Below are 14,785 nucleotides of genomic sequence, written 5' to 3'. Positions count from 1 at the left end.
GACTAACAACTACTAATTACTTACGTAAGCGTGTAATCGTGCACAAAGGTGAGCGCAATGTCTAGATTCCCCCACGCCTGCACGGCGTTTGGTGTTTCTGTCGCGCTCTGTGGCCTGTTTGCCCTGCCTGTGGCCCCGGCGGTCGCTGACCCTATTAATGACGCCCCCTCGGCCTCCACCACTCAATACTCAGCCCAGGGGCGGACCCCGGACCCCACCGACCCCGCGGTTCGCGAGGATTCCACCTGGGCCAACCCGCTGGCTCGCGCGACGGATCCGCAGCAGGACGTGGACTTGGAGATCACCGGCATTGGTGCCAGCTCGAGCGTCCACGCCGCCGCGGGTCAGACTTATACCCTGCGCATCCGCAATGATCGCTCCCACGCCCTGAGCAATCTTTCGCTCACCTTGTTCTATCGCTCGGCCGCCACCGCCGCAGAGGTGCGCGTCGCGCAGCTCGCTAACCAGGGAGAATACTCCCTCAGCAGTCAGCCTCTGCAGCTCGACGGCACGCTCAGCCCCGGCGAGACGCGCGAGGTCACGGTCACTCTTCCTGCGACTGGTGTCTCCATCGACTCTTCTCGTGACGCCCCCTCGCCCCAACCGCTGAACCTCCCGCCTAATGCTTTTGAGGAACCCGGCGCTTATCCCCTGTTGTTTAGCCTGAGCGGCCAAGACACGAACCCGGAGAGCCCGGAGCAGGGGGGCGCACAGTACCTGGCGGTGGCGCGAACCACGCTGAGCGTGGGGGCGTCCACAAGAAAAGAAGACCAACCCAGCACCCCAGTGACGGTCGTGTATCCGCTGGCGGGGCCTACGTACATGGCGGCGGGGCAGACGGGCGATGCTCCGAAGCGGCGGCCCGCGTTCGTGACGAAGGACGTGCTGGCAGCCGAGGTCGGTAAGGGCGGTAGGCTGCGGGGGCTGCTGGATGCCTACCGAGAGGCGAAGTCGAGCAAGCTGAAGCAGGCGACGTGCATCGCCATCGACCCGGAGCTGCTGGATACTGTAAACCGCCTGGCAGAGGGGTATTTCGTGGGCGAGCGCGCGCCTGACCCGGTGGAGGAACCGCAACGGCTGCGCGACTCTTGGGATGAGATCCTGGGCGGCAAGGAGGTGGACGCCCAGCACATGCCCGGCAATGCGGATGCGAAGAAATGGATCGCTGACCTGCGGGAAGTCGTGCAGAGCAACTGCTCGGTGGCGTTGCCGTACGCCGGGACGGACATCAATGGGCTTTCGCAGGTGGATTCCGACTGGCTGCGCGTGCGTGCACTGGGCACGGGTGCCGGGGTGATTCAGCGGATCCTGGGCGTGGTGCCGACGCAGAACGTGGTGATCCCGGACGCTGGCTACGTCTCCCCGGAGGCACAGCAGGTTCTGGCGGCAGGGATCAGCAAGACTCCTGAGGGTGTGGAGCCGGTAGAGACCGACCAATCACGCCGTTTTGAGCAGACCGTGCAGGGTAAACCGGCAATTCCGCAGGCCGGGCACGTTACCACGCTGGTGGCGGAGAATACGGTGAACATCGAGCAGCCGGCGGCCGCACCCGAACAAGATCCCGGCGACGCAGGTCCAGATAGCATCGACCACGCCAACCCCACCGACGAGGCATGGAACGAGCGTCTGGTGAACCTCCCCGGCGCGCAGACCGACAGTGCGAAGACCACCGCCACCGCACTGACGTACTCCGCGGACCTCGGCACGGTACTCAAGGCCACTGGCGAGCACCCGGAGATTGCCGCATACTCCAACCCTGACCTGCGCTTTAACCTCGCCGACGATAGCGCTGTCGCCCGCCTGGCCAGCGCACAGGCGGTGCTGAACCTGGAGCTCGACTCCGGCCGTCCGACCCTCGCCGTACCGCCCGCCGCGTGGTCCGTGAACAAGACCCAGGCCAGCAGCTTCCTGCAGACCATCAGCCAGCACCTGGACGATCACTCGGCTACTCCCGCCCCGCTGCCGGAGGCCGTGCAGCCCCGCGGCATCGACCTGGCGGATGTGAGCTCCGGCAGCACCACGGTGCCTTACACCGACCCCGGTGCGTACTCCTCGCCTTACCTCGGAACGGTGGCGGATGCCGCCCGCAAGCTGCGGGAGCTCACGTTGTTTATGCAAAATGATTCCGCCATTGCGCTGACCCGCGAGGGCTTCACCAGCCCCCTGTTTTCCGATCTTCTGCGTGGCCTTTCCACCTACCGCAAGCGCGAGCGCGACCACGTGGACGTCCTGCGTGAGCAACTCGGCACCAACCTCGCCCGCGTGGGGCAGGTCACCTCCCAGCTGCGCCGCTCCATCAGTCTGCTGCCGCCGGGCAACGTCTTTACCCGCACGTCGGATTCCTCGCCGTTGCTGGTGGTTGCGCGCAACGGACTGCCCCTGCCGGTGACGGCCAAGGTTGGTTATTCTTCTGACGCCGACACGGATGTCACCGTCCACGTGGATTCCACGGCCTCGCCGACGATCCCGGCAAAGGGCTCCATCACCTGGTCACTAACCACCGACATCGCGGACACGTCCGAGCAGGTCAACCTATCTTTGTGGCTGGCGACCAACAGCCAGGAAGGCAAGGGGGATCTGGAAGACGGAACCCGCATTTCGGATCCGGTGGAGTTGCGCGTGCAGTCCGTACCGGGACTGTCCTCCCGCGGGGTGGCCATCATCGCCGTGCTGCTGCTGGGCATCGGCGCGGCGGGCAAGATGCTGTGGGATCGCCGGGGTGGGCCCACTTCTAAGCGGAATACAGCCACTCCGCTGCGGCCCGCTCCGCGCCCGCAGGAGGGCGATCAAAACTAGACACGCCCGGGGCTCCGTTAGGGAATGCACGATTGTTGCATAAAGATGGAGTAGTGACTTCTGAGCAAGAGAGGGAAGACCAACCGGCTAGGCTCTCGGCCGGACAGCGCGGACGTTTCCGTGCGACCCAGCCGCCGGCGCTAGCGCCGAAGAAAGACCGCACGAAGGCTGGAGTGTCTGCGGGCGGAGACGGGGCGTCACAAAGCCCTGCAGAGGTAGCCCCGACCTCCCAGAGCGGCCAAGGCCAAAGCAACGGTGGCCAGAGCGGCCAAGGCAACAGTGCCCACAACGGCGACGGCACGACCGCGGCTCAGGGCGCGGCAGCCACGGCGGCAACCGCGGGCACCGCGAGCGCCGCCACCGTGACCGCAGCCGACGAGCCGACCGGCAATGGCGGCAATGGCGGCAGTGGCAGCAACGGCAATAGTGGCGGCGACGACAACACAGACGGCCAGAGCCAAAAGCAGAGCGATGAGCAGATCGTCCGCGCCGGCGGCTCCATGGCCATTGCCACCCTGATTAGCCGCATCACGGGCTTCCTGCGCACGGTGTTCATCGCCTCCGCGCTGGGCGGTGCGGTGGCCAGTGCCTTCAACACGGCCAACACGCTGCCGAACCTCGTGACCGAGCTAGTGCTCGGCGCGGTGCTGACCTCCCTGGTCGTGCCCGTGCTGGTGCGCGCCGAGAAGGAGGACGCGGACCGCGGCGAGGCTTTCATACGAAGACTCTTGACGCTCACGTTCTCGCTGACCCTGGTCATCACCCTGGTCTCCGTGGCATGCGCGCCGCTGCTGGTGCGCATGAGCCTGGATTCCGAGGGCCACGTGAACATCGGCATGTCCACGGCATTCGCCTACCTGGTGCTGCCGCAGATCATGTTCTACGCCATGTTTGCCGTATTCATGGCGATTTTGAACACCAAGGGAGTATTCAAACCCGGCGCGTGGGCGCCCGTGGCCAACAACGTGGTCACGCTAGCCGTGCTGGGGCTGTACATGTTCCTGCCACGGGATACGAAGCTGCAGCCCACGGACAACGTGACTATCACCGACCCGCACGTGCTGCTGCTGGGCCTGGGCACCACCGCGGGCGTGGTCATGCAGGCGCTGATCATGGTGCCCTTCCTGCGCAAGGCCGGCATTAACCTGCGCCCGCTGTGGGGGATCGACGAGCGCCTGAAATCCTTCGGCGGCATGGCCATCGCCATCGTGGTGTACGTGGCTATCTCCCAGGTCGGTTGGCTGCTGAACAACCGCATCGCCTCCGACACGTGGGAGGTCGCGCCGACGATCTACATGCAGGCATGGCAGCTGCTGCAGATGCCCTATGGCGTGATCGGCGTGACGTTGCTGACGGCCGTCATGCCCCGCCTGTCCCGCAACGCCGCGGAGGGTGACGACAAGGCCGTGGTGCGCGACCTGACCGTCGCCTCGAAGCTGACGATGCTGGCGATGGTGCCGATCATCGTGTTCTTCACCTGCTTCGGCACCCTGATCTCCGCCGCCCTGTTTGCGTACAAGGAGTTCACCCTGGAGGATGCGAACGTGCTGGGCTGGACCATCAGCTTCTCCGCGTTCACCCTGATCCCCTACGCCCTGGTGCTGCTGCACCTCCGCGTGTTCTACGCGCGCGAGGAGGTCTGGACGCCCACCTTCATCATCGCAGGCATTACCGCGACGAAGCTGACCTTCGCCTACATCGCCCCGCAGATCGCCACCGAGCCGCGCCTGGTTGTGGTGCTGCTAGGTGCGGCCAATGGCCTGGGCTTTATGGCCGGTGCGATCATCGGCGACCGCCTGTTGCGGCGCTCGCTGGGGGATCTGCAGTTCCGCAAGGTGACGAAGACCGTGCTGTGGGCGCTGGGTTCCTCGCTGATCGGTGCACTGGTCGCCTGGCGCGTGGACGTGCTGCTGACGCACTTCGCCTTCCCGGCGCTCGCCAACCCCTGGTTTGTCATCCGCCTGCTCATCGCCGGCGTGCTGTTCCTGAGCATTACCGGGCTGATCCTGGTGCGCGCCCCGCTGCCGGAGATCCAAACCCTGGTGGGCGCCCTGTCGCGCATCCCGGGTATGTCGCGGGTTCTTCCGTCTCGACGCCCACTTCCCAGCGACGAGCAACCCATCGAAGAGGACCAGCCCCGTCGTCTGTCGGCCCAGGAGCTGGCCGCCCGGGAGGCCATTGCTCTGGACCACATGATGGCCGGCGTGGCGCTGCCGCCACTGGCGGCGGGCCGGGTGCGCGGTCCGCGCCTGGTGCCGGGTGCTCCGCTGCTGGAGGGCCGCTACCGCCTGCTGGCCGATCACGGCGGTTGGTCTGCCGCCCGGTTCTGGCAGGGCCGCGAGCTGGCCACCGGCGACATTGTGGCTCTGACCATCATGGATCCGGTGGCTTATGCCCGCTCGCAGGTCGCCCCTGGAATATCCGTGCCCGTCAACGGCGTGGAAGTGGCGCGCGCGAAGGACGAGATGCTGCGCCTCTCCGCGAAGCTGAAGCAATTCAACGTGCCGGGTATGGCACAGGTCAACCGCGTGATCGATTACGGCAACCTGGTGGTCATTGTGTCCCGCTGGGTGCAGGGTTCCCCGCTGACCACCGTGGCGGAGAGCCAGCCGGAGCCGCTGGCGGCTGCCTTCGCCGTGTCCTCCCTGGCCGACGCTGCCGCACAGGCCGAAGACAGCGGCACCTCGCTGGGCTTGGATCACCGCGACCGCGTGCGCATCGGCACCGATGGCGCGGCCGTGCTGGCCTTCCCGGGTGTGCTGCCGAACGATGACACGGCACAGGATGCCCACGGCGTGGCCGCGGCGCTGCGCGTGCTGCTGGAGCACGTCCCTTACGAGGAGGTGCCGGAGAACCTCACCCGCACCTACAAGAAGATCCACGAACTCGACGGCGAGAAGGTGGGCCCGGAGGACCTGCGCAAGGTAGCGAAGGACCTGCGAGAGCTGCAGGCCGGCGGCCTGGCTGTCCAGGAGGATGCAACTCCGGATCCGAGTGCACAGTCCGGCTTCGGTGCCCGCGGCAACCGCCCGGTGGGCATGGCCGCCGCGGCGGCCATCGCGTTCGTCTCCGTGTTGGTTATCGCCGCGCTGGTTGCGGCGGTGGTCAGTGTGGTCGGCGGCGACCGGAAGGATTCGCCGCTGTCCACCGACTCGCTGCGCCAGGGTGCGCAGGCCGTCCGTGGCGTGGACCCGGCGGAGGTTCCTCTGAGCCGCCCCCTCGAGTGGCTACCCGCCGATGTGAACTGGCCGCTGGATCGCCCGGACCTGGCGCGCCTAATCACCGACGGCGACCCGGAGACGTTCTGGCAGTCCAACCCTGCGTCCGTGCAGCTGGGTGGCCAGCCCGGCACCACGAAGCCTGGAATTGGTCTTTTGATGACGCTGCCAGAGGGCACCGCCCTGTCGCAGGTTCAGCTGCGCGGCCTGACCCGGGGGACCACCCTGGAGCTGCGCCTGGCGCAGGCTGACATCAACGGCAAGCTGGCCTCCCTGGATCAGACGACACTGCTGAAGTCCGTGCATGCGGACTCCGACGACGTGACCGTGGATCTGGCTGGCATGGGTGCGGACCACGCAGATACAACTGGCGACTCCGGCTGGGGTGTCGACCGCGAAGGCTCCTCCGCCGCGCCGGGTGAAGGCAACAGCGACGGCGACGGCGACAACGAGGACGCCGAGGGAAGCCAGAAGGGCAATGAAAAGGGCAAATACGATACCGATAAGGTCAGCGCCGCCAAGGGCAACCGCCTGCTGATCTGGATTACCGGCCTGCCGCTGCCGAAGCCTGCCACGCTGGCGGAGGTTACCGCCGTCGGCAACTGGCTGGATCAGACCAGCGAGGAAAATGCCGGTGCCGGTGACTCTGGCGACTCTGGTGACGCCGACGAAGCCGACGAAGCCGACACTGTAGAAGGCTCCCGACCCGCACGCCCCGTGCAGCCCGTCGGATAGACGCTCGAATAGACGCTCGGAACGCCTGCGCCCCTATAGCGCAACACGGCGCCTGCCTCAACTGTGAAGTTCACAATGAGGCAGGCGCCGTTCCCAGTTATCCACAGGCCAGGAACTTCGAACCCACAATCTGCCCGCTCATGAATAAAGTGTGGAGCACGGGGGCGGCACGGCTCCCGCAGACACACTAGGGGGAAGATGATGCTGGGGGCGTCACAAAGAACAAAGAGCAACACACGGCCAGCGCAACAAACCGACCACGAGCTGCTGCGCGGCCACAACGAGGGGCAACCCGGCGCGTTCCGCGAGCTGATCGACCGCCACCAACGCACGCTGTGGTGGGCGGTGCGGCGAGTCAACGTGCCCGAGGCCCACCAAATGGACGTTTACCAGGAGGGACTGCTGCGCGTGCACCGCTTCGCCGCACGCTTCAACGGAGAGCGCTCCGCCAGCGTGAGCACCTGGATGGCGACCATTATGCGCAACGCGGCGCTGTCATACATGCAGCGCTACAGCCGCGAAGCGCAACCGGGGCGCGAGGATTTCAACGAGCGTACGCGAACCCTGCCCGCGCGGGGGATGCGAGAAGAGGCGACGGTCGCCCGGTTGGATGTGCACCGCAGCCTACGGCAACTTTCGCCCGAGATGCGTGACGTGATGGTGTTGACGGAAATCAGAGGGCTAAGCGAGGCGACAACCGCGGAGCAACTGGGGATTCCCGTTGGCACCGTGAAATCACGGAAGAATCGGGCGAAACGGATGATATACGAGCACCTCGGAGGGGCAGAGGAATACGGAATGGCTGTGGCCGGTTAGACTGAAGTGAACAACATCTTCGACCTCAAAGGATAGATATGAACCAGCCATTCCTGCAGGCCAGCGGTATTCTCAGCAATGATTCGAAGGGTGCCGCGGACGCGGATAACGCCAGCGCTACCAGCGCAGACGGCGCTGCAAACGCAGAGGCAGGCAAGGTTCATGACGTCATCATTATCGGCTCCGGGCCCGCGGGTTACACCGCTGCTGTATACGCGGCACGCGCCGAGCTGAACCCGGTGGTTTTCGAGGGCGTAGAGTACGGCGGCCTGCTGATGCAGACCACCGAGGTGGAGAACTTCCCGGGCTTCCAGAAGGGCATTATGGGCCCGGATCTTATGGAAGAAATGCGCGCCCAGGCCGAGCGTTTCGGCGCTGACCTGCGCCAGGAGGATGTGGAGAAGGTCGACCTGACCGGCGAGATCAAGAAGGTGTGGGCCTATGGCGAGGAGTACCAGGCCCGCGCCGTGATCCTGGCTACCGGCGCCGCCCCGCGCTACCTGCACGTTCCTGGCGAGCAGGAGATGCTCGGCCGCGGTGTATCCGCCTGTGCGACCTGCGATGGTTTCTTCTTCAAGGACAAGCAGATCGCTGTGGTCGGCGGCGGCGATTCCGCGATGGAGGAGGCCGACTTCCTGACGAAGTTCGGCGAGAACGTCACCATCATTCACCGTCGTGACGAGTTCCGCGCCTCCAAGATCATGGAGGAGCGCGCCCGCAACAACCCGAAGATCAAGTTCCTGACCAACGCGAAGGTCGTGGAGGTCAAGGGCGACAAGTCCGTGGACACGCTGGTGGTGGAGGACACTCAGACCGGCGAGCAGAAGGACGTTGCGATGGACGCCATGTTCGTCGCCATTGGCCACGACCCGCGCACCACCGTCTTCGAAGGTCAGGTGGAGCTGCAGGAGAACGGCTACGTGAAGGTCGAGGAGCCCTCCACCCGCACTAGCCTGCCGGGTGTATTCGCAGCGGGCGACCTCGTGGATTCCCACTACCAGCAGGCCATCACCGCAGCTGGCTCGGGCTGCCGCGCCGCCCTGGACGCCGAGGCTTACCTCGCCGCCCTGTAACGGATCGGATAAGTTCGGTCACCGTTAGGTAACTATGGCCGGTCGGGCATAAGATACTTGCATGTTGAAGGGTAACCTCCAACCTAAAGAAAAGCGCTCCCAACCAGGAGGTTTGTCGCCACTATGTCCGACATCGTGAACGTCACCCAATCCACCTTCAAGTCCGAGGTCGTCGAAGCTACTCAGCCTGTTCTTGTCGACTTCTGGGCCGAATGGTGCCGCCCTTGTTTAGCTATGACGCCCATTCTCGACGAGCTGGCGACGGAGTTCGATGGCAAGGCGAAGATTGCCAAGGTGAACGTCGATGAGGAGCGCATGTTGGGCGCCATGTTTCAGGTCATGTCCATTCCCGCCCTCATGGTTTTCAAGGACGGGGAGAAGGTCGCGGAATTCACCGGCGCCCAGGATCGGGACACGCTGCGCTCTGCGATTGAGGCGCAGCTTTAAGAACAGCTGATAAAACACGCCTGACCTGCAAGTGAAGCAGATTGTTTAATTTGTCCCTAGAATTGCACCTATGGCTCGCCACTGTCGGCGAAAGATCTTAAATGTGATCTGGATCACAGTGGATAAAGTGGCTCTAGGCCGCGAAAGTTTGAAGAATTGGAGTGTTGAACCCAGTGGATCGTTTGCTTCTCCAGGTCGGCGACCGCAGCCCGCGCGTCGCCGAGGTCCGTGGCACCTTGGCGCGCCTCGGGCTGCTGGAAGGGTATGAAGGCGACGCGACCGGCAGCAAGTCGCAGCGCTGGACCAGCGAGGAAGAAGTTTTCGACGAAGCGCTGGCGGAGGCACTAAAGGCGTTTCAGCAGCAGCGCGGCATTATCGCCGACGGCACCATCACTCCCGGCACGTTGCGTGCGCTACGTGAGGCCTCCTACACATTGGGGGCGCGTGTGCTCTCGCTCCAGGGCAACCAGTTCGTCGGCGACGACGTGGCGCAACTGCAGACTCAGCTGCACGACCTGGGCTTCTACACCAGCCGTGTGGATGGCCACTTCGGCCCGCGTACCCACTCCGCCGTGGTGAACTACCAGCTGAACTACGGGCTAAACAACGACGGCGTGGTTGGTCCAGATACTTTGCGCGCCCTGTCTTACCTGGGACGGAGAATCACCGGCGGTTCGCCCCAATCCATTCGAGAGAAGGAACAGATTCGCTCCGCCGGGCCACAGCTGACCGGCAAACGCGTGGTGATTGACCCGGGTCTCGGCGGCTCGGACAAGGGATACATCGTTGACGGCCCCTTCGGACAGATCTCGGAGGAGGAGATCCTCTGGGATCTCGCCGGCAGGGTAGAGGGCCGCATGATTGCAGCGGGAATGGAAACTATTCTTTCGCGCCCCCGGTCCGCCAACCCCACTAACCAGGATCGTGCGAACATCGCAAATGCTTTCGGCGCGGATGTCATGATTAGCCTGCGTGCCGACATCTACCCAAACGAGAAGGCCAACGGCGCAGCAACGTTCTACTTTGGCTCGCTGACGGGCTACTCGTCGATGGTGGGCGAGAAGCTCTCCGGCTTTATTCAGCGCGAGATTGTAGCCCGCACCCCGCTGCAGAACTGCTTTAACCACGGTCAGACGTGGGACATTCTGCGCCTGACCAGCATGCCGACGGTGCAGGTCGTGCCCGGTTACCTGACCAGCCCGAAGGACGTAGAGATTCTCACTGATCCCGCGATGCGCGATACCATCGCCGAGGCCATCGTAGTGGCCGTGAAGCGCCTATACCTGCTGGACAAGGACGTCCACGCCACTGGCACCTTCAGCTTTGTGGAGCTCCTACAGGAAGAGCTTCCGAACAAGTAGATTCTGCTCCGGACTGGCTTGACTGAGCTTAGTCATCCGGCTGGACGTTCTGCCTCGTCCAAGCGCTGCGAGACTTCCAGAACTGCCGGGCGTTTCAGGGTTTCCGCGCGTTGCGAGCGTTCTAGACGTTCCAGTTAGTTTTAGTGTCTGGTTTCCACCAATTACCGTGGAAATCTTCTCCGGTCCATTGACCTGTGCGTGATCCTCTTCAGCAAAGTCCCCAAAGAGGCTATGGGGCCCGTTGATCTCAAAGCGATAGCGTGGGAAGTGTCGGTGGTGTTTAACCACCTTGAAACCCTCCGCCTCGAGAATGTCCTCGGAGAGCATCGGGGCGCTATCCAAAATGTCCGCGTTGCCCCCGTGGGTTTCCGCGGCGGTCTTCCAGCCCCGATAGGATTCGGGCACATACTTGAGAGATTCGAGCGCGCTGTATCCGCTTTCTTCTTTTTTTGTCTCGTCCCGCACCTTCTGCCACGAAGGCTCGTTGAGCTGCCGTGCAAACTCCTCGTCAAAGTCCTCAACTCGAGCGAAAGCCTCTACTGCCTTGACTCCCCGTCGGTGCGCCTCGGTAAGCACAGTATCGATGAGTTGATGTTCCAGATATAGGCCCATATACGGAACCGCCACGTGGACGGTGCTCAGCAGGATTGCATCAGGGGAGATCGGCCCAGTTGGCATGTTCGCGATGCCCTGCATATAGCGCGCAGGAGCGAAGAAGACCGTCGCTGCTGGAACTGGGCGAGTACCTGCACCTCCGGCGCTGACGAAGGCCGTGTAGCCGCAGATTCCCCATTCCAGCAGGACATTCTGCAGCCATACTTGCTTATCGAATAGCGGATCCTTGGCTGAACTACGCTGAGTCCCGTAAGCCGGGGGGAGCGCCCAGAAAGTCGATGCCGCAGCACTGGGCTCTAGATCTTCGGAACACTGAGGCGTGATGGCTTTAATATGTACTTCCACAGCGCTCCTTTCTGTTCGTTGAAGACATCCAAGAGTCCCTGAAAGTAGCGAGTCTGGAATGCGCAATCCGCTGCGTGCGGTTGGTTTCTACGAGAATCCTATAGGGGACCAATCATTCCCGTGGCAAAATCGCTAGTTTTTCGTTACACAAAACCCCGATGTTTCACGTGAAACATCGGGGTTAGAAGTGGAAGAGCAACCGATTAATAGTGGTCATTCACTCGTCGGTTCGCCGCACGGCCTGGATGAGTGGGTTCTTCATTGGCGTAGCCCGCAGCCACTACGAGAGCGATTGATCGGTCGTCGCGCCCCTCGAGGCCAATTGCCTTCTTGACGCCATCTTCGTTCCAACCGGTGGTGGGGGAGGTAGCCAGACCCTGTTCCTGGGCTGCAAGTAGCAGGAATCCTGCAACCAGCATGGCATCTCGAATACCAATTTCGCGAAGCTTCTCCGCGGATGCCGAGCCGTTGAAACCACGAACCTTCTCCGTTAGATCTGCTCCGAGAATCTTCTCAGCATCGTCCGGCACCACCTCGGATCGGCCGACCACCACGAATACCACGGGCGCATCTAGGAACTGCTGTTGCCCCGAGGCGTCGAAAATCGCCTGCTTAACGGCCTCATCCTGGACAACTACCAGGTCACGCATCTGCGCATTAAATGCACTAGGGGCTTCGAGGGCATTCTGAACCACTCGATCCAAGACTTCAGCGGGAATCGCCTGATCGGTGTACTGGCGCGTTGCTCGGCGAGAGGTAATAGCTTCACTTACGGTCAGAGACATAAGAATCTGCTCCTTTGGTTATATTTCGCTTTGTGCTGGTTCGCTTTGCCTAGTTGGTCTTCCCCAGGTTGGGATTTGTCGTGGTTAGAATAAGCGTTCTAGTGCTTCTTGAACTTCAACAGCTCGACAATTCGGTCGAAGTCCTCAGGACCACCAAATTCAACGACAATCTTGCCCTTTTTCTTCCCCATCTGAACACTGACCTTGGTCTCCAGAGCATCAGAGGCGCTGTCAATCCAGTTGGAAACATCTTCAGGCAGCTGCTGAGGTGTGCGACCGCTGAGCTTTGTGCCACTAGTTGCCTTTTCCCCTCGGTTAAGAAGAGTCACTGCTTCTTCTGTGGCGCGGACACTCAATCCCTCGCTTACGACACGAGTAGCAAGCTTCTCCTGCTCCTCCGCGCCACTCTTCAAGCCGAGTAGAGCACGCGCGTGGCCGGCACTGAGCACACCGGCTCCGACTCGCCGCTGCACAGATACAGGCAATTGAAGAAGGCGAATCATATTAGTGATAAGCGGACGAGACCGCCCGATCTTCTTCGCCAGCTGCTCCTGGGTTACTCCGAACTCCTCCATCAGTTGCTGGTACGCAGCTGCTTCTTCTAGTGGATTCAGCTGAACACGGTGAATATTCTCCAGCAGCGCATCCCGGAGCATCTCATCGTCAGCAGTTTCCCGAACGATTGCAGGGATTACTTCGAACCCGGCCCGATTCGCAGCTCGAAGACGGCGTTCGCCCATGATGAGCTCATACGTAGAATCCTCATCTGGAGCTTTACGAACGACGATCGGCTGCATGAGCCCGAACTCCTTGATGGAGTGGACGAGTTCTTGGAGGGCCTCCTCGTCAAACACCTCTCGCGGCTGCTTCGCATTTGTACGAATGGCGTCGAGGGGGAGCTCTTGGTAGGTTGCCCCGAAATCGTCTTGCGATGTTTCACGTGAAACATTCGAATCAGTGGCAGCTGAGGAACGACCCTCAGACACTCCGCCTCCCAATCCGGAGTACTCCCGGGCAGCCGATCCTGAAGCGTCACTGTGACGTTTCGGATCCATACCCGAAGTACCCTCTTGAACGGCACTCACGCCATCGAAATTCGACTGATCAGAATCGCTCAGACCCGTTTGTCGCTTTCCTTGGTCAGTATGTGGGGTGCTGTGCGAATCTGTTTCCCGAGAGTCCTTTGCGCCGATTTGCGATTGTGCGCCGACATGGGAACTCCTAGCTCCGTTGTTACTGCCTGATCCGCTACCCAGTACTATGTCCGCAGCTCCGTCCCCTAGGGATGGGCGAGCGGGCCCGGTAGGGATAAGAGATGCAAGACCGCGGCCAAGCCCACCGCGGCGGGCATTGCCTACCGCATTAGGGGAGGGCATCTGCGGCTTTCGAGATGAGCCACTGGGCTTGGTCGCCCCTAGAACTCGTCCGGTATTCGAAGGTAGACCTTTTTCAGTTTTCTGGGGCATCTTCGCGCCCGTCGGCTTGCTCTTCGGCAACGGACTCTCCTGACTTTGAGGCGCTTGATCCACCAGATTAAGGCTCGAGTTGTCACCCGAAACCTTGGATGCGGTATTTTTTGCGCTCTTTAACTCTTTTTTTGACAATTTGGAATCTTTTTTATTGCGCTTCCCCACTATTAATCACCCTGATTATGGAGTTCTGGGGCAATACCGATCGGTGCAGTTTCCACCGCCGGGAGATAGTCGCCTCTTTGAGCGAACTCCTTCGCTGCGTCATAGTAAGCAAGCGCACCAGGCGCGCCACCGTCGTACTGCAACACTGTCATGTTGTAACTCGGAGCCTCGGATACCTTGACGTTACGCGGAATATGGTTATCCAAGACCACGGAGCCAAAGTGGGTACGAACATCGTCGCTGACGTTCTGCGACAGCCGTGTGCGACCATCATACATCGTTAGTAGAACGCCCGAAATATGGAGGTTCTGATTCAAGTTCTCCCGAATCATGGCGATGTTATCGATCAACTGGGTTACGCCTTCAAGGGCGTAATACTCACATTGAATCGGAATGAGTACCTCGTTGACGGCGGTCATTGCATTGATCGTCAGGAGCCCGAGGGATGGGGGACAGTCGATAAAGACGTAATCGAAGCCGTGTTCTTCGATCCACTCGTCACTGATAGCGGAAGAAAGTCGGTACTCACGACGTACTTCATTCACCAAGTTGATCTCAGCGCCGGCAAGATCGATAGTGGCGGGAACGCAGAAGATGTTCTCATTGTCTTCGTTGCCCTGCATCACTTCGTCGATAGTCATCTCATTCAGTAGAACCTCATAAGACGAGGGTGTTCCAGTATGGTGCACCGCGTTGAGGGCCGTCGACGCATTACCCTGCGGATCCAGGTCAATAACGAGCACCTTCATGCCTAAAAGGGAGAGTGACCAAGCAAGGTTCACGGTAGAGGTCGTTTTACCAACGCCACCCTTTTGGTTGGCAATGGTGATCTTCCTGCACTTCTCCGGCCGCGGCAGCTTATTCCGGTTTGGGTTCTTCAAACGCGCGGCCTGCTGGGCGGCTCGCCCAATGGGTGTTTCATCCATGTCGAAGGTCGACATCTATGTCCAATCCTGAAGT

General features: G+C 61.7%; 10 protein-coding genes. 6 read left to right on the top strand and 4 right to left on the bottom strand.

The genetic code is table 11. From position 1 onward, the window contains the following. The first annotated feature begins 57 nt into the window (after positions 1-57). The 6 genes from JQ46_RS02425 to JQ46_RS02400 all read left to right on the top strand — a co-directional run bounded on the left by JQ46_RS02425 (position 58) and on the right by JQ46_RS02400 (position 10,446). A complete protein-coding gene (locus tag JQ46_RS02425; protein WP_034985158.1) occupies positions 58-2,796 on the top strand; it encodes a membrane protein in 2,739 nt (912 codons plus the stop codon). 53 nt (positions 2,797-2,849) lie between these two features. Then, positions 2,850-6,749, top strand: coding sequence for a murein biosynthesis integral membrane protein MurJ (locus tag JQ46_RS02420; RefSeq protein WP_237744680.1), 3,900 nt, complete (start codon positions 2,850-2,852; stop codon positions 6,747-6,749). A gap of 198 nt (positions 6,750-6,947) precedes the next feature. Continuing rightward, entirely contained in the window at positions 6,948-7,565 is a 618-nt protein-coding gene (locus tag JQ46_RS02415) for an RNA polymerase sigma factor (RefSeq protein WP_034985156.1), read from the top strand. Positions 7,566-7,603: 38 nt separating this feature from the next. After that, positions 7,604-8,638, top strand: a complete 1,035-nt coding sequence (gene trxB, locus JQ46_RS02410; protein ID WP_034985155.1) for a thioredoxin-disulfide reductase — start codon at positions 7,604-7,606, stop codon at positions 8,636-8,638. Positions 8,639-8,761: 123 nt separating this feature from the next. Further along, positions 8,762-9,085, top strand: a complete 324-nt coding sequence (gene trxA, locus JQ46_RS02405) for a thioredoxin (RefSeq protein WP_034985154.1) — start codon at positions 8,762-8,764, stop codon at positions 9,083-9,085. 173 nt (positions 9,086-9,258) lie between these two features. After that, positions 9,259-10,446, top strand: a complete 1,188-nt coding sequence (locus tag JQ46_RS02400) for an N-acetylmuramoyl-L-alanine amidase (RefSeq protein ID WP_034985153.1) — start codon at positions 9,259-9,261, stop codon at positions 10,444-10,446. On the opposite strand, the gene JQ46_RS10765 is transcribed toward JQ46_RS02400, so the two are convergent. From JQ46_RS10765 to JQ46_RS02380, 4 genes are all read right to left on the bottom strand, one after another. Then, positions 10,420-11,406: a hypothetical protein gene (locus JQ46_RS10765; protein ID WP_080719481.1), complete on the bottom strand. Its 987-nt coding sequence runs from the start codon at positions 11,404-11,406 to the stop codon at positions 10,420-10,422. The two genes, JQ46_RS02400 and JQ46_RS10765, sit on opposite strands and share 27 nt — an antisense overlap. A 203-nt stretch (positions 11,407-11,609) precedes the next feature. After that, positions 11,610-12,191 (bottom strand): nitroreductase family protein, encoded by a 582-nt coding sequence (locus JQ46_RS02390; protein WP_034985152.1) that lies wholly within the window; start codon positions 12,189-12,191, stop codon positions 11,610-11,612. A gap of 98 nt (positions 12,192-12,289) precedes the next feature. Beyond that, entirely contained in the window at positions 12,290-13,567 is a 1,278-nt protein-coding gene (locus JQ46_RS02385; RefSeq protein WP_034985151.1) for a ParB/RepB/Spo0J family partition protein, read from the bottom strand. A gap of 260 nt (positions 13,568-13,827) precedes the next feature. Then, on the bottom strand, positions 13,828-14,766 hold the full coding sequence (locus JQ46_RS02380; protein WP_034985150.1) for a ParA family protein: 939 nt from the start codon (positions 14,764-14,766) through the stop codon (positions 13,828-13,830). Between the last annotated feature and the right edge of the window lie 19 nt (positions 14,767-14,785).

Source organism: Corynebacterium jeikeium, assembly GCF_000738175.1.
In the GTDB taxonomy this organism is placed as follows: domain Bacteria; phylum Actinomycetota; class Actinomycetes; order Mycobacteriales; family Mycobacteriaceae; genus Corynebacterium; species Corynebacterium jeikeium_C.
Note: the sequence above shows the minus strand (reverse complement) of the source record. Positions and strands in the feature narration are given on the sequence as shown.